Annotated in this window: 24 protein-coding genes; 10 read left to right on the top strand and 14 right to left on the bottom strand. The window is 37.0% G+C overall.

Annotated features, from left to right (window positions below):
- Positions 1-42 precede the first annotated feature (42 nt).
- Positions 43-459 (top strand): OsmC family protein, encoded by a 417-nt coding sequence (locus tag FHT21_RS19390; protein ID WP_086548955.1) that lies wholly within the window; start codon positions 43-45, stop codon positions 457-459.
- A gap of 127 nt (positions 460-586) precedes the next feature.
- Complete coding sequence (locus FHT21_RS19385; RefSeq protein WP_167296369.1) at positions 587-1,204, top strand: hypothetical protein; 618 nt, start codon at positions 587-589, stop codon at positions 1,202-1,204.
- Positions 1,205-1,335: 131 nt separating this feature from the next.
- On the opposite strand, the gene FHT21_RS19380 is transcribed toward FHT21_RS19385, so the two are convergent.
- Positions 1,336-2,976: an NAD+ synthase gene (locus FHT21_RS19380; RefSeq protein ID WP_167296368.1), complete on the bottom strand. Its 1,641-nt coding sequence runs from the start codon at positions 2,974-2,976 to the stop codon at positions 1,336-1,338.
- Positions 2,977-3,025: 49 nt separating this feature from the next.
- Positions 3,026-3,700, bottom strand: coding sequence for a porin family protein (locus tag FHT21_RS19375; RefSeq protein WP_167296367.1), 675 nt, complete (start codon positions 3,698-3,700; stop codon positions 3,026-3,028).
- A gap of 30 nt (positions 3,701-3,730) precedes the next feature.
- On the opposite strand from FHT21_RS19375, the gene gldB reads away from it, so the two are divergent.
- From gldB to FHT21_RS19355, 4 genes are all read left to right on the top strand, one after another.
- Positions 3,731-4,765: a gliding motility lipoprotein GldB gene (gene gldB, locus FHT21_RS19370; protein ID WP_167296366.1), complete on the top strand. Its 1,035-nt coding sequence runs from the start codon at positions 3,731-3,733 to the stop codon at positions 4,763-4,765.
- 60 nt (positions 4,766-4,825) lie between these two features.
- Positions 4,826-5,596, top strand: coding sequence for a patatin-like phospholipase family protein (locus tag FHT21_RS19365; protein ID WP_167296365.1), 771 nt, complete (start codon positions 4,826-4,828; stop codon positions 5,594-5,596).
- A 313-nt stretch (positions 5,597-5,909) separates the two neighbouring features.
- Positions 5,910-6,704, top strand: coding sequence for a M12 family metallopeptidase (locus FHT21_RS19360; RefSeq protein WP_167296364.1), 795 nt, complete (start codon positions 5,910-5,912; stop codon positions 6,702-6,704).
- A 73-nt stretch (positions 6,705-6,777) separates the two neighbouring features.
- Positions 6,778-7,695: an outer membrane beta-barrel protein gene (locus FHT21_RS19355; RefSeq protein ID WP_167296363.1), complete on the top strand. Its 918-nt coding sequence runs from the start codon at positions 6,778-6,780 to the stop codon at positions 7,693-7,695.
- Here FHT21_RS19355 and FHT21_RS19350 read toward each other — a convergent pair.
- The 4 genes from FHT21_RS19350 to FHT21_RS19335 form a co-directional block, all read right to left on the bottom strand.
- On the bottom strand, positions 7,692-8,408 hold the full coding sequence (locus tag FHT21_RS19350; protein ID WP_167296362.1) for a 2-phosphosulfolactate phosphatase: 717 nt from the start codon (positions 8,406-8,408) through the stop codon (positions 7,692-7,694). The genes FHT21_RS19355 and FHT21_RS19350 overlap by 4 nt on opposite strands.
- An 88-nt stretch (positions 8,409-8,496) precedes the next feature.
- On the bottom strand, positions 8,497-9,576 hold the full coding sequence (gcvT, locus tag FHT21_RS19345) for a glycine cleavage system aminomethyltransferase GcvT (RefSeq protein WP_167296361.1): 1,080 nt from the start codon (positions 9,574-9,576) through the stop codon (positions 8,497-8,499).
- Positions 9,577-9,775: 199 nt separating this feature from the next.
- Positions 9,776-10,978 (bottom strand): glycosyltransferase family 4 protein, encoded by a 1,203-nt coding sequence (locus FHT21_RS19340; RefSeq protein ID WP_167296360.1) that lies wholly within the window; start codon positions 10,976-10,978, stop codon positions 9,776-9,778.
- Between the two features lie 21 nt (positions 10,979-10,999).
- Positions 11,000-11,608: a ribonuclease HII gene (locus tag FHT21_RS19335; RefSeq protein WP_167296359.1), complete on the bottom strand. Its 609-nt coding sequence runs from the start codon at positions 11,606-11,608 to the stop codon at positions 11,000-11,002.
- A gap of 89 nt (positions 11,609-11,697) precedes the next feature.
- Between FHT21_RS19335 and FHT21_RS19330 the strand changes: the two genes are divergently transcribed.
- The 4 genes from FHT21_RS19330 to FHT21_RS19315 all read left to right on the top strand — a co-directional run bounded on the left by FHT21_RS19330 (position 11,698) and on the right by FHT21_RS19315 (position 13,986).
- Complete coding sequence (locus FHT21_RS19330) at positions 11,698-12,291, top strand: hypothetical protein (protein ID WP_167296358.1); 594 nt, start codon at positions 11,698-11,700, stop codon at positions 12,289-12,291.
- 2 nt (positions 12,292-12,293) lie between these two features.
- Entirely contained in the window at positions 12,294-12,635 is a 342-nt protein-coding gene (locus FHT21_RS19325) for a TfoX/Sxy family protein (protein WP_167296357.1), read from the top strand.
- Between the two features lie 90 nt (positions 12,636-12,725).
- On the top strand, positions 12,726-13,358 hold the full coding sequence (locus tag FHT21_RS19320; RefSeq protein WP_167296356.1) for a prealbumin-like fold domain-containing protein: 633 nt from the start codon (positions 12,726-12,728) through the stop codon (positions 13,356-13,358).
- A gap of 97 nt (positions 13,359-13,455) precedes the next feature.
- Positions 13,456-13,986 carry a DUF4251 domain-containing protein gene (locus FHT21_RS19315; RefSeq protein ID WP_167296355.1) on the top strand — a complete coding sequence of 177 codons (531 nt, stop codon included), beginning with the start codon at positions 13,456-13,458 and terminating at the stop codon, positions 13,984-13,986.
- 88 nt (positions 13,987-14,074) lie between these two features.
- Here the strand turns inward: FHT21_RS19315 and FHT21_RS19310 are convergent, their stop codons facing one another.
- The 8 genes from FHT21_RS19310 to FHT21_RS19275 all read right to left on the bottom strand — a co-directional run bounded on the left by FHT21_RS19310 (position 14,075) and on the right by FHT21_RS19275 (position 22,776).
- Positions 14,075-15,157: a glutaminyl-peptide cyclotransferase gene (locus tag FHT21_RS19310; RefSeq protein ID WP_167296354.1), complete on the bottom strand. Its 1,083-nt coding sequence runs from the start codon at positions 15,155-15,157 to the stop codon at positions 14,075-14,077.
- Positions 15,135-15,500, bottom strand: coding sequence for a YraN family protein (locus FHT21_RS19305; RefSeq protein ID WP_167296353.1), 366 nt, complete (start codon positions 15,498-15,500; stop codon positions 15,135-15,137). Before FHT21_RS19305 ends, FHT21_RS19310 begins: the two co-directional genes overlap by 23 nt.
- Positions 15,501-15,649: 149 nt before the next feature.
- The gene (gene dnaG / locus FHT21_RS19300; protein ID WP_167296352.1) at positions 15,650-17,629 is read right to left on the bottom strand and encodes a DNA primase; all 1,980 of its coding nucleotides are present in this window, start codon (positions 17,627-17,629) and stop codon (positions 15,650-15,652) included.
- A gap of 127 nt (positions 17,630-17,756) precedes the next feature.
- Entirely contained in the window at positions 17,757-18,416 is a 660-nt protein-coding gene (locus FHT21_RS19295; protein WP_167296351.1) for an SGNH/GDSL hydrolase family protein, read from the bottom strand.
- 17 nt (positions 18,417-18,433) lie between these two features.
- The gene (locus tag FHT21_RS19290) at positions 18,434-20,002 is read right to left on the bottom strand and encodes a serine hydrolase (RefSeq protein ID WP_167296350.1); all 1,569 of its coding nucleotides are present in this window, start codon (positions 20,000-20,002) and stop codon (positions 18,434-18,436) included.
- Positions 20,003-20,112: 110 nt separating this feature from the next.
- Positions 20,113-21,054, bottom strand: a complete 942-nt coding sequence (locus FHT21_RS19285) for a hypothetical protein (protein ID WP_167296349.1) — start codon at positions 21,052-21,054, stop codon at positions 20,113-20,115.
- Between the two features lie 107 nt (positions 21,055-21,161).
- On the bottom strand, positions 21,162-22,346 hold the full coding sequence (locus FHT21_RS19280; RefSeq protein ID WP_167296348.1) for a M20 family metallopeptidase: 1,185 nt from the start codon (positions 22,344-22,346) through the stop codon (positions 21,162-21,164).
- Positions 22,333-22,776: an SPOR domain-containing protein gene (locus tag FHT21_RS19275; RefSeq protein WP_167296347.1), complete on the bottom strand. Its 444-nt coding sequence runs from the start codon at positions 22,774-22,776 to the stop codon at positions 22,333-22,335. Before FHT21_RS19275 ends, FHT21_RS19280 begins: the two co-directional genes overlap by 14 nt.
- Between the last annotated feature and the right edge of the window lie 181 nt (positions 22,777-22,957).

Here is a 22,957-nt window from a genome sequence, read left to right as displayed (position 1 = left end):
TTTATCTTTAGGTGTTAAACAATCTAAAAATAAAATCCAATCATGAAAAGAAATGCAACGGCCGTATGGCAAGGTTCAATTAAAGAAGGTAATGGTAACATCACCACACAAAGTACCACTTTAAATAATACTCAATATTCTTTTAATTCTCGCTTTGCAGAAGGTGTTGGTACAAATCCGGAGGAGTTAATTGCTGCTGCACACGCAGGCTGTTTTACCATGAAATTATCTGCTAACTTAACTGAAGCAGGATTTACAGCTGATAAATTGGAAACTAAATGCGAAATCAACCTAGATCCATCTAAAGGTGAAATTGTAGAATCACACTTAACCTTAACCGCGTCTGTACCTAATTTAACACAAGAAAAGTTTGATGAGTTAGTAGCCGATGCAGAAAAAAACTGCCCCATCTCTAAATTATTAAACACAACGATTACGGTTGATGCGACTTTAGCATAAATAAATAATCTTTTTTGTCATGCTGAGGCACGAAGCATCTGCACCTAACCTCAGCATGACAACTTGTTCACCATTGCAACTAAAAATATATTTTTTTTTATAACTTAGTTTTACAATCTAATTTAACATGAAAAGATCTCTCTTATTTTTAGGCACTGTTTTATTCCTAAGCAGTTGTATCACTGTAAGTAGTAAAAACGAAAAAGCCTTTAGTACGGCTGCTAATCTTGAAGATGCTAAAACTAATGATATAGGCATTGACACTACTTCTGAGCAGGGTTTATTTCATATGGCCAGTTTTGATGAAGATGTGGCGACAAGGAAACTTGCCGTTAGTAAAATAAACAATCAGGCAAATCTATTTCATATCGCCAGTTTTAATGATGATGCAGAAGTACGGAAAATTGCTGTTGCGAAAATGGATAATCAAGCCAATTTATTTCACATTGCAAGCTTTGATGATGATGGTGCGGTAAGGAAAATTGCAGTTGGAAAAATGGAGAATCAAGCAAATTTACTTCACATTGCGAACTTTGATAAAGATGTTGCGGTAAGGAAAATTGCGGTTGGAAAAATGGAGAATCAAGCAAACCTATTTCATATTGCCTGTTTTGACGGTAATGCAGAAGTGCGAAAAATTGCAGTTGGTAAAATGAACAATCGGGCAAATCTAAACCACATTATCGCTTTTGAAAAAGAAAGTGAGGTCATGCAGCTTGCGTTAAATCAACTCAATCGCAATTAATCAATTGGCAGTTTTCGGTTGGCAATTCACAGTTTGTAGTAACCATTAGTTAAAGCGGTTGGACCAGACAACCATTTAGCAATCCCAACAATTAGCTAGTCCAACATTCTAACCTTCCAACATTTCAACCGCTACGCCATATACTTTCCTACAATCGGCATTCTTCTGCCCATACCAAAAGCCTTTGGCGATACTCTTAAAATTGGTGGTGTTTGATAGCGCTTAAATTCTGCAATGTTTACCATTTTTAGAATCCGCAGTACCAGGGCCTCATCAAAACCCTGCGCAATGATGGCTTTCGAGCCTTGTTTCTTTTCGATGTGCTGATATAATATTTTATCCAGAATTTCATATTCAGGTAAGGAATCTGAATCTTTTTGGTCGGGCCTTAACTCTGCTGATGGTGGTTTAACAATAGTATTGATCGGGATAATTTCCCTTTCTTTATTAATGTATCTCGCCAGCTCAAAAACCTGCATTTTATACACATCGCCAATTACGCCAATTGCACCGCACATATCGCCATATAGTGTACCATATCCCACGGCGCATTCGCTTTTATTAGAAGTGTTCAATAAAATATAGCCAAACTTATTACTCATAGCCATATTAATAATACCACGTATACGGGCCTGGATATTTTCTTCTGTTAGGTTAAAAGGCAAGCCTTTAAAAGCTGGAGCCAATATATGATCAAAAGCTTCTGCAACTTCTTTAATTGGCACAATTTCGTGCATGCAGCCAATATTGTTAACCAAATCCAAAGCATCTTGAACAGAATGGTCTGAAGAGAATTTAGAAGGCATTAAAACGGCCATAACATTCTCTGGTCCTAACGCGCGACAGGCCAAAGCACAAACCACAGCTGAATCAATTCCCCCAGACAGCCCTAAAACCGCTTTACCAAAACCAGATTTCCTGAAATAATCTTTTATACCTAAAATCAAAGCATCATGAATCTGTTCAATATCTGTTAATCTTTCTGATTGGGGGTATTTATTACGCACATTTTCAACTTCTTCCAGGTCAAAAACCTGAAGATCTTCTTCAAAATACTTCATTTCTGCCTTCATGGTTCCATCAGCATCGAAAACCAAAGAACCGCCATCAAAAATAATTTCGGTCTGTGCGCCAACCTGGTTTACATAAAATACAGGTAGGTTATACTTTTTTGCATTATCGGCTAATACTTTTATACGTTCATCATCATGGGTATAAGAGAAAGGAGATGCTGCAATATTAATCATGATATCGGGCTGCTCTTTAATCAGTTCATCCATTGGATTTGATACATATAATGGATTATCATTGATATTCCACAGGTCTTCACAAATGGTTAAGGCAATTTTTTTACCCTTAAAATCGATACAGTTAAATTGTGTGGCAGGTTCGAAATAGCGGTATTCATCAAACACATCATAAGTTGGCAACAGTGCTTTTTTAACAACGGCCTTAACTTTTCCTTCTTCGATAAAATAGGCCGCATTGAACAGATCTTTTCCCTGTAAAACCTCATTTTTAATCGGCAGGCCAACAATACAGGCAATATCTGTACAATGTTTGGCTATTTCCTGAGCAGCAGTTTCGCACAATGCGATAAACTCATCAAACTCCAAAAAATCTCTTGGCGGGTAACCACAGATAGCCAGTTCAGCAAAAACAACCAGATCAGCTCCTTTATCTTTCGCCAATTGAATATTTTCGGTTATTTTTTTAGTATTGGCCTCAAAGTTTCCGATATGGTAATTGAGTTGTGCTAGCGCTATTTTCATGGTTGTAGTATCAAGTAGTGAGAATCAAGTATCAAGACAAACATTCCGATTAAAAGAATACGCCGAAATTAAGCGCCAAATAATGATTTCTAACATCTCTGGCTTTATCTGTTACAATATTGGTGAAACCATTATTAAAAGTTAAGCCTGCAACAATGCTGGTATTTCCTGAAATATCAAATTCGCCACCACCACCGATAATTAATCCGGCACGGTAAAGTTTAATGTTATCAGATACGTTTAAATTATCGCCAACAACTGCTCCACCCGTTACAGCATCTTGTTTAGCACTGATATTGATTGAATTGGACAATCCAAACTGGCCATACCAGCGTTTTCCATCAGTCTTTACCGTTTTTAGTTTAATGGTTAAAGGCAAGTCTACATATTGTAGTTTATACTTTAAATCATAAGCTTTCGGTGTTGTACTGCTACTGCTTGCGTAATAAGGTAAAACATTGGCCTCCGTACTTTTACCATTAATTGAGGTGATGGTTAAAGCAGTAGAAAAACTATAATTCGGGGCAAAATTAAAATCACCAATTAGGCCATAAGAAAAGCCCAAAGCTATTCCGTCTGTTTTACCCTGCTCCGGTTTAATCCAACCAAAAGTTGGGGTAGCGGTTAAACCTAACCTAAAACCGTAACTCGTTAAAGGAGAATTTTGCGCCCATGCGCCAATACTTAAAAGAGATAAAATTAAAATGGTCGATATTCTTTTCATGCTATAGGTGTTTATATATATTTGTTGTACATGATGTATAACGTAAAACACTGGCAAATTTATCTAATTTTTCTTTTTGCCATCACATTTATTTCCTGTAGGCAAAGCAACAGGCCCGATGTAAGTAATATACAGGTAAACACTAAAATAGAAAGATTTGATAACGAGCTATTTGCTGGAAAAAACAAAGATGTTATTGCCGTAGATAAACAACTTGCTTCGAAGTACGGCATGTTCTATGATGATTTTATCCACCGGATTTTAGACAGTAAATATTCAAGTATCGAATCGTTAACCAATTTGTATCGCGATCAGGCCTATACCGATCTCAGTAAAGAAGTAGATAGCGTTTTTCCAAACTTAAAAGTACAGGAAGAGGGATTAAACGAAACTTTTAAATACATTAAATATTATTATCCAAAAGCGAAAATTCCAAAATTTATTTCTTTCGCATCAGGTTTTGCCTACCAAATGCCGGTAGGCGATAATTATTTGGGCATTGGTTTGGATATGTTCCTTGGCAAAGACAGTAAATTTTACAAGGCCATTGTGCAAAGTGTACCCTTATACCTTTCGAGAAGATTTGCGCCTGAATATATTGTACCCCGTGTGGCCGAAACATATGCCCACGAGGAACTTTTTGCTGAACCTGATGAGAATAGAACCCTTTTATCTAAAATGATTTTCCAGGGAAAGGTTTTATATTTTCTAGATCAGGTATTGCCTGAAAACATAGCCGATTCTACCAAAATTGGATACACTCAGCAACAATTGGATTGGGCGCAAAATTTTGAAGGTGATATTTGGGCATATTTTTTGGAGAACAATTATTTATATGAAACCGATTACCAAAAGATCCAGGTATTTTTATCAGAAGGACCTTTTACCCCTGGTTTAGGCGAAAATAGAGATTCGGCACCAAAATTGGGTGTATGGACAGGCTGGCAAATTGTAAGGAAATATATGAAAGTGCACTCTGATGTTACTTTACAACAATTAATGGCAGATAACGATGCACAGAAAATTTTAAATCAATCGAAGTATAAACCGAAACAACGGAAATAGTTTTCAGTTGCCAGTTATCAGGTAACCGATTAACCAGTTTAAACAATTAACCTCAAAAAAATGAAAGTTGGCATTGTATTATCAGGTGGTGGTATTAGGGGAATAGCACATTTAGGCGTTTTAAAGGCGTTTAGCAATTTGGGCATTACCTTTAGTCATATTAGCGGTACCAGTGCAGGAGCAATAGCAGGAGCCTTTTTTGCAGCAGGCATAGATCCGGAAGAGGGATTGAATATTTTCTTAAAAACAAAACTTTGGCGCTTTGTGAGACCCGCTGTAGGCTCATTAGGTTTAATTAATATCGAAAACACAGCTTTAATTTTAAAGGAATACTTTCCTGATGATACCATTGAGAAGCTTAAAATTCCACTAACCATTGCCGCAGTAAATTTTAGTGAAGGCCGATTGGTTTATTTCACAAAAGGACCACTTATCAGGGCCATTCATGCTTCTAGTTGTATACCAGGCATTTTTAAACCCATTATGATTGATGGTCAGATGTATGTAGATGGAGGCATTTTAAATAATTTCCCAGTTGAACCCTTAATGGATAACTGCGATTTCATTATAGGCTCTTCCTGTAACCACCTCAAACCAGTTGATAAAATTACAGGTATTACCAATTTAATGGGCCGTGCAGGTATAATGTCTATCAACCATGACATGGAAAGAAAAGCCAAATTCTGTAATGTATTAATAGAACCAAAAGGTTTAGGAGCTATTAGTACATTCGACATGAAACGTGCAGAAGATATTTATTGGCTGGCACACGAAGAAGCACTAATTACAATTAAAAACAGCCCAACAATTTCTGAATTAATTACCAAATAAGGTTCATCCAAATATCGTTTCGCTTAAATTGCAGTATTAAAACTACACAAATATAGTTTTATTAAACACATAAATCGAGTGTAAATAATACACTTATGCAATAAAAATATTACATTTCTCTTGGTAGTAACATATTAATATTTTACTTTAGGATTATACTTCACATATGTGCAGGAAAATAACCTAATTGTCTATCTATGTTTTTCAACCTCATTATTCTTTTCCAAAGAAGAAGAATTCCTGTTTTCACAATTTTCTAACTTGATTTCCAGCCAAAAACAGATCATTATTTTTTACCTAAAAAACCTAAAACATGAAATTTTTAAAATTAAATAAAACCTTATTAACTGCCCTTGCGCTAACTACAGTATTATACGCTTGTAAGAAAGAAAGACCAACAGAAACTACAAATTTAGAAAAACCAGAAATAGCTGCTGTTAATCCGCTTGGTAATATTCAGATCTGTACAGAAAGATCTTTAGATGGTACTACCCCAAGAGGTGCCGTTCTAAAATCGACAAAATGGACTCCTGGAACGACGATTAAAGTAAGTTTAAATGGAAGCACTTCAGCCATCAGAACCAAAGTGATCCAGTATGCCAGAGAGTGGGAACAATACGCGAACATTAAATTCAATTTTGTAACAAACGATAATACCGCTAAAATCAGGGTAAGTTTCGTAAGCGGGGATGGATCTTGGTCTTACATTGGAAAATCTACACCGAGCACTGGCGCTACCATGAACTTTGGTTGGCTAACAGCTAGCACTGCAGATTCGGAGTATAGCCGTGTGGTGATACACGAATTCGGTCACGCTTTGGGTATGATCCATGAACACCAGCATCCTTTGGTTGCTATTCCTTGGGATAAACCAGCCGTTTATGCTTATTATGCAGCTGCTCCAAATTACTGGACACAAGCAGATGTTGACAATAATTTATTCGCAAAATACAGTACAACACAAACCAATTATAGCGCTTATGATAAATATTCGATCATGCACTATTCGGTTCCAAACGAATTAACCATCGGTGATTATGAAGTGGGATGGAATACCGTATTATCTCCTACTGATAAAGCATTTATCGCCTCAGTATATCCATTTTAGAAAATAAATAATTACACATAGTGGTATAATTGGCCACTATGTGTATTTTACTGTTATAAAATAAAAAATAGATATGCTCATCGCTTTTCGGATTCCCTTTTTCAAACAATTTTTAGCCTGCTTAATCCTTGTTCTATTCTGTAAAGTCGCATCCGCACAAGATAGCCCACACCGATGGAACGTAAAGCCTTATATTGGTATCCAGCAATCTAAATTTGATTGGTCTATTGCAGGCAATGCGGCCGGAGCTAATCCAAATATATTATCAGAGTTAATCTGGAAAAATCTTAAGGGACCCGGTTTTGGATTAGATATCAAATACAACATTACCAAGCGGTTCAGTGTTAAAGCCACCAACCAATATAGCAGCATAACCAAGGGCGAAGCAGAGGATACCGATTACGCAGAAGATAACCGACAAGGTGCTTTTTATTTTGATCTGCTCAACGCAAATAAAGGTTACTTATACGATGCCAGTTTACAGCTCAGTTATCAACTTCTAAAATTTAGAGAATTTAACATCAATCCGATTGTTGGCCTGTCATATAATCAGCAAAAATTTCACCTATTAGAAAGTGCAAATAACCCAGATAGTAAAGGCTTAAACTCTACCTATGAAGCAAGATATAAAGGCTTCGATTTTGGAACAGAACTCGTTCTTAAAACACAGAAATTTAGTATCTGTGCTACAATTTTAGGTGGTTTTTATACTTATTCTGCAAAAGCCAACTGGAATTTAATCCCCAATTTTGCAAAACCAGTAAGTTTTACACACAAAGCAAATTCCTTTTCGTTAAGTGGCGGTATTAACCTGGCTGTACCATTAAACAAAAGTTTACAGGTAGAGGTTGATTATAAGATCAATAACATCAACACGTATTCCGGTGTAGATAAAGCTTATTTTAATAGTAAACCAACAGAGGAAACTCAATTTAATGGCGCAAGTTTCAGAAAAAATGCAGTATTGCTGGGGTTAAATTTTAGCTTTTAATTTTTTAAGGCCACCAAACGTTCGCCCTCCAATACCGGAATTGTTTTGCACAGATTTAGCTGCAAACAGAAAACAACATCTTCTTCTATATTCAGCTGAGCCAAGCGGTGGCTATGCGATGATTTGTGAAGGTATTTCCTCAAATCTGCCTTGGCTAAGCCATACAAATCTTCTGCCGCCACGCTAGAATCATCAAAATGTTCGAAATTTTGGCGGAGATTATTTACCACCGCACCTGCAAAAAGGGTATCCTCTAAATTGAACTGATCTTTCCAGCCTGCGCAAAGCAAAAGCACATTTTTATCCTGGCTTTTCAAATAATTGCAAAGTGAATCTAAGTTCAGAAAAGATCCAATTACAACCTGATGGGCCCTTTTCTGTGCCAAATGCAAGGCCTTGGTTCCATTCGTAGTTGTTAAAACGACTGTTTTTCCGTTTACTTTTTCATGGGTATAAGAGAATGGCGAGTTGCCGAAATCGTATCCTTCGACTACCTCTCCATTTCTTTCTGCCGCCAATAAAAATCCGCTATTACGATAGTTTAAACAATCTTCTACGTTAGCCACAGGGATGATTGCTTCAGCACCATTATCTATCCCATAGGTAATTGACGATGTCGCTCTTAAAATATCGATAACCACCACAATACTCTGCTCGATATCGTATAAATCGATCAAGGCTGGAGTTAAACATACTTCTATTTTTTTTGACATATGGGGAGTATTAAAGTATCACGTATTTAGTATCAAGTAGCAAGACAAATTCATCTCGCTACTTGATCCTTAATACTTAATACTTCATCTATTTATAAAAAGGAAACTTAACCACTTTAGCCTTAATTGGCGTATTGCGGATTAAAATAAAAACTTCAGTTCCTTCTTTAGCGAAATCTTTAGCAACGTAGCCCATACCTATTGCTTTTTGCAAAGAAGGTGCCTGGGTACCAGATGTTACTTTACCGATGATATTTCCTTCGGCATCAGCAATTTCATAATCATGACGCGGAATACCACGATCGATCATCTCGAAACCAACCAATTTCTTTTGAATCCCAGCTTCTTTCTGCGCCAATAACGCCTCTGAATTGGTAAAAGATTTAGAAAACTTAGTAATCCAGCCCAAACCGGCCTCAATAGGCGAAGTAGTATCATCAATATCATTTCCGTATAAACAGAAACCCATTTCTAAACGCAAAGTATCGCGGGCGCCCAAACCGATTGGCTGAATGTTGTACGGTGCTCCTGCCTTAAAGATAGCATCCCAGATCTGATCGGCATATTGGTTTTCGAAATAAATCTCGAAACCACCAGCTCCGGTATAACCTGTTGCAGAAATCACCACATTATCAACGCCAGCGAAGGTACCTTTAACGAAAGTGTAATATTCCATTGATGCCAAATCAACATCAGTCAAGCTTTGTAAAGCATCAGCCGCTTTTGGTCCTTGAATAGCCAAAAGTGAAGTTTGATCAGAAATATTGTGCATTTCTACATCTTTCGAATTGAATTGCTGAATCCAGTTCCAATCTTTTTCGATGTTTGAAGCATTTACCACCAACATATAGGTTTTATCATCTATTTTGTAAACCAAAAGATCATCAACAATACCACCATCTTTATTTGGCAAACAAGAGTACTGAACTTTTCCATCATATAATTTAGCAGCATCGTTACTGGTTACACGTTGAATAAGATCTAATGCGTTTTCACCTTTAAGAATAAATTCGCCCATGTGGCTTACATCAAAAACACCTACGCCATTACGAACAGTTGCGTGTTCGGCATTAATACCCTCGTAAGTAACAGGCATATTGTAACCTGCAAATGGAACCATTTTAGCGCCTAAAGCGATGTGTTTTTCTGTTAATGCGGTGTTTTTCATCCGTAAATTTTATTTTTTATGATAATGAAGCCAGTATAGCTGATATTCTGTGAATTATGACGACTTTATTCGCTATTCTTCTTGGGGTGCAAAAGTACTAAGAAAAAGATAAAATTTTGAGGTTAATTTTAAGGAGTTTTTAGATGGTTTTTCTATTCATCCGTCATGTTGAACTTGTTTCAGCATCTCTTAGAGATACTTACACACTCACCAATTCTTCATAAATTTTCAGCATTTTACTGGATATCAAATGCACACCATGGTCGTTCTCGACTGTTTTCCGGGCGTTCTCTCCTATTTCTACCCAACGTTTAGGGTTGATGATGCATTGTAAAATCGATCGATAAAATTCATCTGCAGAGTCAGCAATTAAAATATCATGTCCGTGCCTGCAGTTAATTCCCTCAGCTGCCGTGGTTGTAGCTATAATGCATTTTTTCATAGCCATTCCTTCAATAATTTTTACACGCATTCCGGTGCCAGAAATTAACGGCACAATCATTATTGCTTTAGAATTCATAAATTCTACCGCATCGAAAACTTCTCCCTCTACAATCAGGTTTTCTGAATCGTATTCGAAGAAATGTTTCTGCATGTTTTTCCCTGCAATGTAAAACCGGAGATCTTTATTTAACTTTTCGATATCGGGCCAAATATCATCCAAAAACCATTCTAGTCCTTCCTGGTTTGGTCGCCAATCCATTGCACCTAAATGAAACAGTGTAGGAAAACTGGTTTTACTTTTATCTATTTTATATTTTTCTAAATCGATTGCAACGGGAAAAACCGACATCGGAATTTCGCAGCCAAACCTTAATATACTTTGCCGATCGGGTTCACTAATGGCAAAAATATGGTGGAAACGGTTAATCTGATCGGTTTCGTATGCTTTAAGCCGCTGGGCTAAAAAAGCTAAATACTTGCGGCGGATTAAAAATTTTTCTGAATGAGAAAGACGTTCCCAAAGCGTAAATTCGATATTGTGTGCCCGATAGATGAGCTTGGCATTACTGTTTGCCTTAACCACATCGAGATAAGGAACAACAAAGAGACCTTCGAATTGGATGATATCAAACACGTTTTCGCGTAGAAGGTTCTCTAACTGCCGCGCGGCATCTTCACTATAATAACGGGAAACGTTATAAGATTCGTTCGTAAAAATATTAAAAAATGCCGACCATACATTTACATCGGTATCTAAATCGTAGGTATGATATTTAATCTGTTCAAAAATAGGATCGTAGATATCTTCGATATCGATCCGTCCTTTTGTAGGATTGAGGCTAAACAAAGTAATATCTGCACCAAGTTGCAGCAAGCCTTTTATGGTGTTATAAACCACAATGGGATAACCACTATTTGGCGGAAAGGGAACCCGCTTAGTAATCAACAGTATTTTCACAATGTTGTAAAATACGAAATTTTAGGTGTTTTTTGAAAACAGTTCTAACTGAGGGTCGCTCACATTAAAAGTTTTGCGGTGAAACGGCGATAAACCGATTTCAATTACAGCCTTACGGTGCGCAATTGTTGGGTATCCTTTATTTTGCTGCCAATTATAATGCGGAAAATCGACATGCAGGTTCGTCATATATTCATCGCGGTGGGTTTTGGCCAATATAGATGCTGCAGCGATATTTAAATATTTACCATCGCCTTTAATAATACAGCTATGTGGAATCTGCGGATAGGTTTTGAAGCGATTGCCATCAATTACCAGATATTGCGGCTGGGTATGTAATTTTTCGATTGCCCTATGCATGGCCAGAAATGACGCATTTAAAATGTTGATCCTGTCTATCTCTTCATGATCACAAGAAGCTACGGCCCAAGCCAAGGCTTCTTTTTCGATAATTGGCCTTAACAAAGCCCTTTGTTCATGTGATAGTTGTTTGGAGTCATTTAATCCTTCCAGTACAAAACCTTTTGGTAAAATAACAGCTGCGGCAAAAACAGGTCCTGCAAGGCAACCTCTTCCAGCTTCATCACATCCGGCCTCTAATAATTCTTCCTGATAACAGTTTAACAACATGTTGCAAATTTAATTAATTTATTATTTGCGAAAGGAACGTTAAAAGATTAAATTGTTTTAATTAAGCCTGCATTACCCTATCTTACTATATGCTCAGATTTCTCAACGTAATATGGATGTTATTTATCAGTCATTCGGTGATTGCGCAGTTTGGTCCCCTAAAAAATCTTTCAATAGAGGAGGAATCAAAGTTAATGGAGTACAATTCTAAATGTGTACACAGAGATAAATATAGTCCTTCCGAAAGGCAACTGCTTTATCCTTTTAACCAGACAGTACTCATTTCTTTAATATCTTTTCAAGATGCAGTATCTGAATTTTCAAGCCATCTGCCAGTTAAAAAAGGAATTTTAGATACCGGAATGGTAAAGGAGGAAATCAGATTATCTAAAGCAGACATTAATAAACTGACAGATTTACTTTTTAATTATGGTTATAGATCTAGAAAGTATGGAGTGATTGAAGACAGAATGTCCTGCTACGCCCCCCACAATGCCATCTTATTCTTTAACAATCAGAGAAAAGTAATCGCTTATATCGAAATTTGCTTCGATTGCCTACGCATGAAATTTAGTTCAGAAAAAATAAAAGTTGGAGAAAACTGCACTGAAAAATTCAGTATCCTCAAAAATTTCTTCACATCAAAAGGAATCAAATTTGTATCAATAAACCATACGGATTAATTATGAGAGCTTATAACGAAACCCTAGCCCTTCGCGTTGCCGAACGTTTAATGCACATACAAGATGTAGAGGAAAAAGAAATGTTCAGCGGACTTGTTTTTATGGTTAATGGTAAAATGTGCCTTGGTGTCTCCAAAAACAGCATGATGGTAAGGCTCGACCCCAATACTTTAGAAAATTTATCCGATAAAGATGGCTGGCAGCAGATGGTTATGGGTGGCAGACCAATGAAGGGGTACATCTCGGTATCAGAAGATGTTTTAGGCCGAAACGATGAGCTCGATTTTTGGGTTAACCTTGCCCTGGCCTTTAACCCTTTTGCCAAGGCATCTAAAAAGAAATAATCAGAAACACAATCTATTGCCCCACTCCTCATTCAAAAACTAGCAAGAGCCATATTTTTTGATTAATTTTATATTGACTAATCAAATATTATGAAAAAACAGGCTTTTATAGCGGTATTTCTACTATGTATTTCATTTACCATTCTTGCTCAGGTTAAAAGAAGCAGTACATCAACAGAAACTAAAGAAACAAGCACACAACAATTAAGAACTCAGGCACCCGAAGGGCATTATTGTGATTATTGTAAACTAAATTATCCCGAATCTCATTTCCCTTGTATTATGAAATCCATTAAAGGCAAACTGGATGTGACCACGGGAGAGGTAAGTTTTGTTGCCGGACAACCTATTGGTGGAATTGTAGTAAAAGGCGCTAAAAACCCTGGAGACAACACAATTACACTAGTAACCAACCAAAACGGGGAAATAGAGTTTAACAATGCCAGTGCAGGGAATTATAAATTTATCATTTTAGTACCTTCTACCAATCCTAAATCGCGGGTGGCGGGATCACCAATTGGCGGTATAATAGTTAAAGGCGGCAAAAATCCCGGGGGCAATTTAATTACTTTAATTACGAACGAAAATGGCGAAATCGAACTCAACAATCTTCCTGTAGGTACCTATAAATTCACAGCAATGGGAGCTTCTGCAACGGAAAAGAGCAACCCGTTATACAAATCGAGTTATTCTGAAAAGGTAAATCCTTTATATAAAAACTAAAATCGTTAAATTTACACTACTTTCCATTTTTTGGCACCATTATGGAATCTTTCAAGTCTGTGCATCTTTAAATTGTTACACATTTAAAACACACATTATGAAACGTTTAAATTTAATATTGAGCCTTGCATTTCTTTCGCTCGGATTTCAATCTTTTGCCCAAACCAATAAGGAAACTACAGTAAAAATTGTAGCGGATAAAAATTATACTTTTGTTGCCAACTCAGCTATGCCAATGTCGAACAATGATGTTAACCGAGTATTAGCGATGATGCCGGGCGGCCAGGGAGGCTCTACAATAAACCTAACGGGATCGCAATATGATGTAAAGGTTACCAAAGATAGTATTGTTGCTTATCTGCCTTATTTCGGAAGATCTTTTTCTGCCCCGATGGATCCGACTCAGGGTGGCATTAAATTTACCTCAAAAGATTTTACCTACACAGAATCGAAAAATAAAAAAGGTGTTTATACCATCCAGATTAATACAAAGGATGTAAAAAGAGAAAACTACCGGTTTACCATCAATATCTCAACCAATGGTTATGCATCTTTAACGGCTAGTAGTGTAAATAAACAACCCATCATTTTTAACGGTTATTTAGACGAGCCGAAGAAACAGGATTAGAAGTTTGTCATCCTGAGCCTGTCGAAGAACCTACTTAACTCATATTAAGGCATTTCGACAAGCTCAATGTGACATATCGATAATTAAATTATTTCTTAACCAACTCGATCTGAAAAATATGTGGCCACTTTTTACCGGCTACAAAAAGTCTTTTAGTTGCTTTATCATAAGCAATGCCATTTAGCACATTATTGTCTTTTGCGTCTTGGGTTTTAAAGTAATCTGCAGGCAACAAACCTGATAAATCGATCTTGCTTTCAACAGCACCTGTTTCTGGATTGATGACCATGATTTCATTCGTTGTGTAAACATTTGCATAAATCTTTCCATCAATAATTTCAAGTTCGTTCAGGTTTTGGATTGGGCCTTTATTATCAAAAACATCAATCGATCCAATTTTCTGATAGGTATCCTTATTCAGAAAAAAGATCGTGTTGGAACCATCGGTATTCAATACTTTCTCTCCATCAAAAGCCAAACCCCATCCTTCTCTACCTGTGGTATAAGAAAATTCAGATAATTTCTTGAAAGTAGCCTTATCATAAACAAAGCCTACTTTTTCTCGATAAGTTAACTGAATAATCTTGTTTCCGATCACGGTTATACCTTCGCCAAAATACTGCTTATCTAAATCTGCTTTCTGAAGAATTTTCCCTGTTGATGGATCTACCTTACGCAAGCTCGAATGGCCATAATCGCCAGCACTTTCATAGAAAAAGCCGTCATGGTATTCTAAGCCCTCTACATACGAAGAAGTATCGTGGGGCAAGGTCTTAATCACTTTATAAGTATATTCAGTGGGTGCCTGAGCCGCTAACACATTAATATTTGAGGTTAGATCTTCTGATTTCCCTTCACCAAATATTTTGGCTGTTAACAGGTGATTACCCAATTTTAAACCTGCTGTTTTAAGTTTGATGGCAGCAGTATCGGCTTTTGAAAGCACTTTAACGGTATCAATTAAATACACTACAGAATCTACTTTCTGTTCAGCGCCAAACTGCACTTTAACATCAAATTCGTTTCCCAATGGTACATTAAGACCAGTTAATGGGGAAAGAAAGCTACGGTAAGTTGTGGTAGAACTGTCTTTACAAGAGCTAACGAATGTAAGTGCAATTCCGATAAATATGAAATTTTTAATGGGGTTAATCTTCAGGCCAAAACGCATCTTCTATATGGTTTAAATTATAATCTTTATTTTTTGTAAATGTAATGGCAATAATATCAAAACGAATATCATTTTGATGGTTCATTATTTCAATATAGGCATTAGCTGCCAATTCCATCTGATTTTGTTTTGCTTTGTGCACAAATTCTTCTGGTTCGCCAAAAGCAATGGAACTACGGGATTTAACCTCTACAAAAACCATAATGCCGTTTTTATAAGCGATTAAATCTATCTCGGCCTTACCATGCGTCCAGTTTTCATCTAAAACTTCATATCCTTGGTCTTCCAGATACCGTTTGGCAATACTTTCTCCTGCTTTACCTAAATCATTATGAAGTGCCATAAAGGATTAAAACTGGTTCTAATTAATGTTTTTATTATAATGATCATTTTAGCCTTTCTAGCTCAAGTAGATCGTCATCCTGAATTTATTTCAGCATCTTCCCTGAAATAAATTCAGGATGACGGCTATTATTAGCTCTTCGAGTGAAGTTACTTAACAATCACAGAGCCTAAGAACTTTGAAATTTCCCTTTCTACCCCTTTAATTACCCCATAACGCTGCATTAAAATCATTTGATTATCCTCGTTCTTTTCCTCTTTAATTTCTTTCAACAAGTTCATCAATATCTTTTCGACTTTACGTTTTTTAAGGTGAAAAATACCGCCTAAAATGGTTGCTTTTAAATTCATCGATTCATCCTTAACATAAATAAGATGTTTATTTAGCCAGTTTTCGCTTAACGCATATTCTGAGGTTGAAAGTGTAATGGCCAAATCGGCAATATCTCTATCCTCGTGTTTAACAAAGTGGTTCGACGTGGGTAATCGGCCGTTGTCAATCTCTGATTTATAATAATCTATAATTCTTTTGCAAAGTGGATCATCAAATTCTACATCACTCAGGTTCTGCATAATAAAAGAACCAATGTACATATCATCAATTTTATCCCAGTTTACAAACTCGTGCCCAAAAGCTAGTAGTAATCGTATAATTTCTTTTTCCTGATGCTCATTTTCTTCTACGGGTGCTTCATTACTCATTGGCCCAACGCTGTCATCCCATAAATCATCTGGCGGGCCAAGCGACTCTGGTGGACTCGGAGAATAGGTTTTTGGAGCTGCAGACGGATTTGCCCTCTGGTTGTTATCAAAGCTTTTTTTAAGCTTTGCCGACCGCATTTTATTTAATTCACTCAGTAAAATGTGCTCATCAATTTCGAGCAGGCTACTACACTCTCTGATAAAAACCGAAGCCTTAATCGGATCGGGAATTTTAGCAATACTCTCTACAATATCTCGGATAATGCCTGCTCTTTTGATCGGATCATTGCCCGCATCTTTAAGCAGTATATTTGCTTTGTATAAAATAAAGTCTTTTCTATTCTGCTCGAGATAGGTTTTAAAAGCGCCTGCCCCAACATGGTGCATATAAGAATCGGGGTCATGACCATCTGGAAAGGAAACAATTTTTACATTCAGTCCTTCTTCCAAAATCATATCCAGACCACGAAGGGAGGCTTTAATCCCCGCAGCATCGCCATCAAATAAAATGGTAATATTCTGGGTAAAACGCCCAATCAGTTTAATCTGCTCTACGGTTAACGAAGTACCCGAAGAGGCCACTACGTTTTCTATGCCGGCCTGATGCACCGAAAGCACATCTGCATAACCTTCGGCCAAGTAACAGTTATCTAAATCGCGGATGGCTTTTTTGGCGTGGAATAAACCATATAGCACATTCGACTTGTGGTAAATTTCACTTTCAGGTGAGTTTACATACTTCGGAACATTTTTATCCGTTTTTAGCGTTCTACCGCCAAAACCAATAATCCGACCTGTAAAGTTATGGATCGGAAACATTACCCTGCCACGAAAGCGGTCGTAAATTTTGCCGTTATCGTTTTTGATCGATAATCCGGTGGCTTCTAAAAACTCTAATTTATGTCCGGCGTTGATTGCACTTTGCGTCATCGCATCCCATACATCCGGAGAATAACCCACCTCAAATTTTTTAAGGATGTCTTCTCTAAAGCCACGTTCTTTAAAATAACTTAAGCCGATGCCCTTGCCTTCATCTGTTTCCCAAAGCTGTTTTACAAAAAATGCTGCAGCATATTGTGAAACTACGTAAAGGCTTTCTTTAGCACTTTGTGCTTCGGCATCTTGAGGGTTTAGTTCGGTTTCTTCAACCTCTATATTGTACTTATTGGCTAAAAATTTAAGTGCCTCCGGATATGAATATTTTTCATGATCCATAATGAAGCGCACCGAATCGCCCCCTTTACCACAACCAAAACATTTATAAATGCCTTTAGTTACAGATACGTGAAAGGAAGGTGTTTTTTCGCCATGGAAAGGGCAATTACCAATTAAACTGGTCCCGCGTTTTTTTAAGTGCACAAAATCCCCAACTACCTCCTCAATACGGGCGGTATCCATTATCTTATCTATCGTTTCGCGGTTTATCATATACGCACAGCTCTTTCCTCTTCTTATTTAACCACAAAGATAACAGAGAAAAAACACAAAGAACACAGAGAAAAATTTCTTTGTGTTCTTTGCGGAATACTTTGCACGCTCTGCGGTTTAGAATCTACTATTTTACCAAAGGCAATAACTGATCGGCCACCAATTTATTACCAGTTTCGTTCAAGTGTACCCTATCAACGGTTAAAATGCCTTTTTCTTTATCCTCTGGATTATTTTTCGCCTCATATTCAGCAAAAACCTTCCTTAAATCGCATACGGGAAGATTATTTTTTGCAGCTAATGTTCTAATTCCTTCAGCATATTTATTTAAATCGGCATCCAGCTCGTTGGTACCATCTTTTTTCTCGCCAACGACAGATGGAGTAACCAATACGACCTTACTGCCCACACCCTGAATTTTATTGATCAAAGCCTGATAAAACTTTAAATATTTATCATAATCAGTTCCGGTATGAGAAGATTGTTTATGCCAAACATCATTAATGCCTACATAAATCACCACTAAATCAGGTTTCTTATTCAGCACATCATCTTCTAAACGCAGGTATAAATCGTAAACCTTGTTGCCGCCTATTCCGGCACCGATTACATCATATTTAGTAGAATCGAGCGATTTTTTGATCAGGGTTACATATCCGTTTTTTGAAACGCCCTGTTGGGTAATCGAATCGCCAAAGAAGATAATCCGTTTTGGTTTAAATGTCATTGATGTTAATGCAATTAAGCAAAAGCTTAGTAAAATACTGGTTTTAAATAATGTCTTCATCGTATATTTGGTTAGGGTTATTTTTTTTCGGTCTTTTTAAAATCCAGGTCCTGAAAATCGAAACTAAAATCAGTTAACGGCGAGATCGCACTTATTTTAAATCCATCAGCCAAAGCATTATGATCTAAACTAAAATTAACAAAAGCATCGGCATCCAAACTTCTGTCATACCATTTTACAATAAAGGTATTTCCTTTGAAGTAGGTCATATCGCCTTTTAATTTTGGCGCGTTTTTAGCCTGAAAATGCATCTTGCCGTTCACCTCACTAACGGTTACATCGCCAAACCAGGCATCGTGGAAAGTACCATAATAATTTTTCGCATCAGGCTTAGTCGTTGCTAATTTTTCTTGGGCTGCAATATCGTTCCAAACTTTGCTCACGATTTCATCGGCTTGTTTTTCGTTCTTAAGCCTGTTATCATTATAGGTTTTAATCCGATCCTGCCCTTTAATTCCGAGATAACCATCTTTGATCGAATTGGTAATGGCATTAAAAGCAGCTCCAGATTGCTGATTGGTTAATACAATGATTCCCAATTTTATCTCTGGGATAATCGTTACCTGGGTTACAATTCCTGATAGGCCACCTGTATGTGTTGCCTGAAAATTGCCATTTACATTACTCAAAAACCAACCTAGGCCATAACTACTAAAAGCTGCTGGATTACCACCTGCAATAATAGTCTGTGGGGTCCAAAGTTCTCTTGCTACCGCAGGGCTGAATAATTTCTTTTCTAATGCTTCACCGTATTTCCCGCCATTAATCATCGCCATTACCCATTTGCTCATATCGGTTACATTCGAATAAATTCCGCCAGCGGCATTGGCAATCTCTCCAAAGCTTAAACCTACTGGAAGCAGTTTCCCTTGGTAAGGTGCATGGCCATCAATTACATTCGATTTATCTTTTAAGCGATACCATGAAGCTGCCGTTTTGGTCATGCCCAATGGTTTAATAATCCTGCTTTCTATAAAATCTTCATAGGTGATACCTGAAACTCTTGCCACTACATCACCAGCAACAATATACATCAGGTTATCGTAGTCGTATTTGGTACGGAAAGACGAAACCGGTTTCAAATAGCGGAGATTATGGATCAGTTGCTTTTTATCAACGGTCGAAGAATCTGGCCAGATCATTAAATCACCAGCCCCTAAGCCTAAACCACTCCGGTGCGTAAGCAGATCGCGGATGGTAAATTCGCTGGTTACGTAGGCATCGTACATCTTAAACTCCGGAATTACATCAGTAACTTTTGTATCCCATGTAATTTTCTTTTCATCAACCAGCATACCTAAAGCGGCCGCTGTAAAAGCCTTTGTATTTGATGCCACGCCAAAAAGGGTATTTTCATCAACTTTTTTATTGGTTTTGATGGAGCTGATACCATAACCCTTTAAATGGATAATTTTACCATCTTTGATTACAGAAACTGCAATTCCAGGAACATTAAAGGTTGTTAATGTTTTTTCTACAACACTATCGATCTGTTTTGAAGTGAGCACCTGTGCCTGCACGTGAACACCCAAAAACAATGATAAAACTAATGATATTTTAAATTTCAATGAAGAAAAGAGTTGCATATTTATCGGTTTAAATAATCGTTTAAAGATAATAACCTGAGTTCGATTAATATTTATTCATAGTGATTATTTTTTACTCTTTACCCCTATGCGACCGTTATCCTAAATCCTTATTTACCCTTTTCGAGTTTATAATCTTTGTGTATGATTAAAAAACTTGCCCTTTCTTCTTTTTTGAAAGGATAATCCCAATTGCCCTGATAAGTAATTTTGGTTGGCAATTTATCTTCTCCGAAATAGCCCATTTCTATATTCATTTGCACATCAAAATCAAAGAGCATATTGCTGTACTTCATATCAACGTAACGGCCAAGAATATTAAAATTCCGTTTATCGAAAATGGTAACCAGTTCTTTTATCATGATGCCATCTTTTGTCCAGCTACTTAAATCGGGCTTAACTGAAACCTTGAAACGATACACGGGAATAGAATCGAGATAAGTACCGCTGGTGAAGCCATAATCATAATATTGGCGCATATTGGCCGAAAATATTTCAGTTTTACTACCAATAAAAGGCACTTTTACCGGACGGCCAGGATTAAATATTAATGTTTTGAGCTTGTCTTTATAACTTTCGTTTGTTCCCCCCTTTCCATCAGGCTTGGGTGCATTGGGTACAAAATCAGTATTATAAGCATTCATAAAAATGTAATCGAACATTTCTACGGTATAAAGCTGGTATTTGCCATTTTTCTTATAAATTTTCCCGGTATCCTGTTTTACCAAATACTCCATTTTATAGGGGCCACTATTGTTGTGGCGGATTTTACGGTAAATTTTCCCATCAACTTTGTTCTTTTTATCGTAACTGTAAATCCTGTTTTCGGCAATAAAAGTATAACGTTTCATATCCCTGAACGACTGATAAAAGGAAGTATCGTACATCACCTTTCTGATAAATGTTTCTACATTCAACTTTTCGGCCTTAATATTTACTGCCGAATCGAGTGTAATGGTTTTAACTGTATCAGGATTAAAACGGTTGATTTCCTGTGCAAAACCTTTATAGAAGAGCGACGTAAATAGTATATAGAAAAATATTTTTTTCATGGAAGGTAAATGTAAAAGGTAAAATGAAAGAAGAACAATGGGGAATGTATTGCGGAAGATGGGGAATTTAACTCCTTCATCCATCCCACATCCTCCATTTTACATCTTTAGTTCCCTAGTTGTTTTAAAGCAATATAAGCCATTAAGCCTGTTGATATTTTCAAAGCATCCTCATCAATATCAAATTTTGGTGTATGAACAGAATATTGTGTGTCTTTTGCTGCATTCCCAGTACCTAAACGGTAAAAACATGCATCTGTTACCTGCGAGTAGAAAGAAAAATCTTCAGCGGCCATCCAGATATCTAAATCAACTACATTGTCTTTACCCAAAAATTCTTCGGCGAAGGTTCTTGCATTTGCGGTTAGTTTTTCTTCGTTGATTAGAAACGGATAACCTCTATGGATATCAAAATCACAGCTTCCCCCCATACTCTCGGCCATTCCTTCAGCCATTTTTTTCATACGTTTGTGCGCTTCATCTCTCCAATTTTCATCTAAGGTTCTAAACGTACCTTCAATTTTTACCTCATTTGGAATTACATTAGTAGCCCCGTTGGCAATTACCTTACCGAAAGATAGCACTGATGGTAAACGTGGATCGGCATTACGGCTAACAATTTGCTGAAGGGCAACAATAATATGCGATGCAATTAAAACAGGATCGATATTTTGATGGGGCTGGGCGCCATGCCCCCCCTTTCCGGTTACAGTAACATACAATTCATCGGTTGAAGCCATGTAAATACCGGAACGAAAACCTACTTTACCTGCATCAATCAATGGCATTACGTGCTGACCAACGATATAATCAGGTTTTGGATTCTCCAGTACACCTTCTTTAATCATGATGCTCGCCCCACCCGGCAACAACTCTTCGGCAGGTTGAAAGATTAATTTAATTGTTCCTCCGAAATCATCTTTCAGTTGGTTTAAAATATACGCTGTTCCTAAAAGTGAAGACGTATGCACATCATGTCCGCAGGCATGCATTACGCCATGATTTTTAGAACGATAAGGTTTGTCGTTTGCTTCGTGGATAGGTAAAGCATCCATATCGGCACGTAAGGCAATAACTTTATCAGATGGTTGGTTACCTTTAATTAAACCTACCACACCGGTATTGGCACAGTCGGTATATTCAATTCCCCATTTTTTCAATTTATCCTTGATGAACAATGAAGTTTCGAATTCTTTGAAAGATAATTCAGGATTGGCATGAATATGTTGACGATAGCCTACAACATCATTAAAAATGTTATTGGCTAATTCTTGGATTTTATTTTTGATCATTACTTGTTGTGGTATCTAAACTTGGTGCATTAATTTTCTCCCTAAAAATAAACAGTGTAGGGAAGTTTGGTCTGAGTTCATTTATAAGGCGTTGTGCTTCTAAGCGTGTTCTAAAATCGCCAACACGAACATAATAGTTAGGTTCTTTATAAACAAGATAAGTATTTAATTTAGGATAAAGACCTTTAAACCTGGCCTGTTCGCTAAAAACTTCGCGCCGATCTGAGCCATAAAAAATCTGCACCCGGTAACCATAGGCCGAAACAATCGGCTTACCTGGTTTTACCTCGCCAGAAGTTTTATAAACCTGTAACCGTTTGGCAATTAAACTATCAATTAAAGGATCTTTTATAACAGTTACCTCTCCTTTTTGCGCAAAAGCATTAAAAAAAAGGAACAAACAGCATATAAAAGTTAGTATTGTTTTCATGTGTACAAACCCCTGCATTTAGTGAGCAGATGAATAAAATATCATCTCATTTCTTCTTAACAACAAGAATGCCGAAATCGCTACAAAAATCGGCATTCTTTATGGGTTAAGCAAATAGTTATTATTTGGGTAGATTTTTTTTCGGTTTGTCATTTCGAGCGAAACGCAGTGAGATCGAAAA

Source organism: Pedobacter sp. SG908 (assembly GCF_011759615.1).
Taxonomy (GTDB): Bacteria; Bacteroidota; Bacteroidia; order Sphingobacteriales; family Sphingobacteriaceae; genus Pedobacter; species Pedobacter riviphilus.
This window is presented reverse-complemented; position numbering and strand designations above follow the sequence as displayed.

What these genes read in the sequence shown, in the direction of transcription:
- FHT21_RS19375 (WP_167296367.1), bottom strand. Translation starts at nt 3,700, where the DNA reads ATGAAAAGAATATCGACCATTTTAATTTTATCTCTTTTAAGTATTGGC.
- FHT21_RS19275 (WP_167296347.1), bottom strand. Translation starts at nt 22,776, where the DNA reads ATGAAAACAATACTAACTTTTATATGCTGTTTGTTCCTTTTTTTTAAT.
- FHT21_RS19330 (WP_167296358.1), top strand. Translation starts at nt 11,698, where the DNA reads ATGCTCAGATTTCTCAACGTAATATGGATGTTATTTATCAGTCATTCG.
- FHT21_RS19305 (WP_167296353.1), bottom strand. Translation starts at nt 15,500, where the DNA reads ATGGCACTTCATAATGATTTAGGTAAAGCAGGAGAAAGTATTGCCAAA.
- FHT21_RS19290 (WP_167296350.1), bottom strand. Translation starts at nt 20,002, where the DNA reads ATGCAACTCTTTTCTTCATTGAAATTTAAAATATCATTAGTTTTATCA.
- gldB (WP_167296366.1), top strand. Translation starts at nt 3,731, where the DNA reads ATGATGTATAACGTAAAACACTGGCAAATTTATCTAATTTTTCTTTTT.
- FHT21_RS19280 (WP_167296348.1), bottom strand. Translation starts at nt 22,346, where the DNA reads ATGATCAAAAATAAAATCCAAGAATTAGCCAATAACATTTTTAATGAT.
- FHT21_RS19295 (WP_167296351.1), bottom strand. Translation starts at nt 18,416, where the DNA reads ATGAAGACATTATTTAAAACCAGTATTTTACTAAGCTTTTGCTTAATT.
- FHT21_RS19325 (WP_167296357.1), top strand. Translation starts at nt 12,294, where the DNA reads ATGAGAGCTTATAACGAAACCCTAGCCCTTCGCGTTGCCGAACGTTTA.
- FHT21_RS19285 (WP_167296349.1), bottom strand. Translation starts at nt 21,054, where the DNA reads ATGAAAAAAATATTTTTCTATATACTATTTACGTCGCTCTTCTATAAA.
- FHT21_RS19315 (WP_167296355.1), top strand. Translation starts at nt 13,456, where the DNA reads ATGAAACGTTTAAATTTAATATTGAGCCTTGCATTTCTTTCGCTCGGA.
- FHT21_RS19335 (WP_167296359.1), bottom strand. Translation starts at nt 11,608, where the DNA reads ATGTTGTTAAACTGTTATCAGGAAGAATTATTAGAGGCCGGATGTGAT.
- FHT21_RS19390 (WP_086548955.1), top strand. Translation starts at nt 43, where the DNA reads ATGAAAAGAAATGCAACGGCCGTATGGCAAGGTTCAATTAAAGAAGGT.
- FHT21_RS19385 (WP_167296369.1), top strand. Translation starts at nt 587, where the DNA reads ATGAAAAGATCTCTCTTATTTTTAGGCACTGTTTTATTCCTAAGCAGT.
- dnaG (WP_167296352.1), bottom strand. Translation starts at nt 17,629, where the DNA reads ATGATAAACCGCGAAACGATAGATAAGATAATGGATACCGCCCGTATT.
- FHT21_RS19360 (WP_167296364.1), top strand. Translation starts at nt 5,910, where the DNA reads ATGAAATTTTTAAAATTAAATAAAACCTTATTAACTGCCCTTGCGCTA.
- FHT21_RS19355 (WP_167296363.1), top strand. Translation starts at nt 6,778, where the DNA reads ATGCTCATCGCTTTTCGGATTCCCTTTTTCAAACAATTTTTAGCCTGC.
- FHT21_RS19380 (WP_167296368.1), bottom strand. Translation starts at nt 2,976, where the DNA reads ATGAAAATAGCGCTAGCACAACTCAATTACCATATCGGAAACTTTGAG.
- FHT21_RS19320 (WP_167296356.1), top strand. Translation starts at nt 12,726, where the DNA reads ATGAAAAAACAGGCTTTTATAGCGGTATTTCTACTATGTATTTCATTT.
- FHT21_RS19310 (WP_167296354.1), bottom strand. Translation starts at nt 15,157, where the DNA reads ATGCGTTTTGGCCTGAAGATTAACCCCATTAAAAATTTCATATTTATC.
- FHT21_RS19365 (WP_167296365.1), top strand. Translation starts at nt 4,826, where the DNA reads ATGAAAGTTGGCATTGTATTATCAGGTGGTGGTATTAGGGGAATAGCA.
- gcvT (WP_167296361.1), bottom strand. Translation starts at nt 9,576, where the DNA reads ATGAAAAACACCGCATTAACAGAAAAACACATCGCTTTAGGCGCTAAA.
- FHT21_RS19350 (WP_167296362.1), bottom strand. Translation starts at nt 8,408, where the DNA reads ATGTCAAAAAAAATAGAAGTATGTTTAACTCCAGCCTTGATCGATTTA.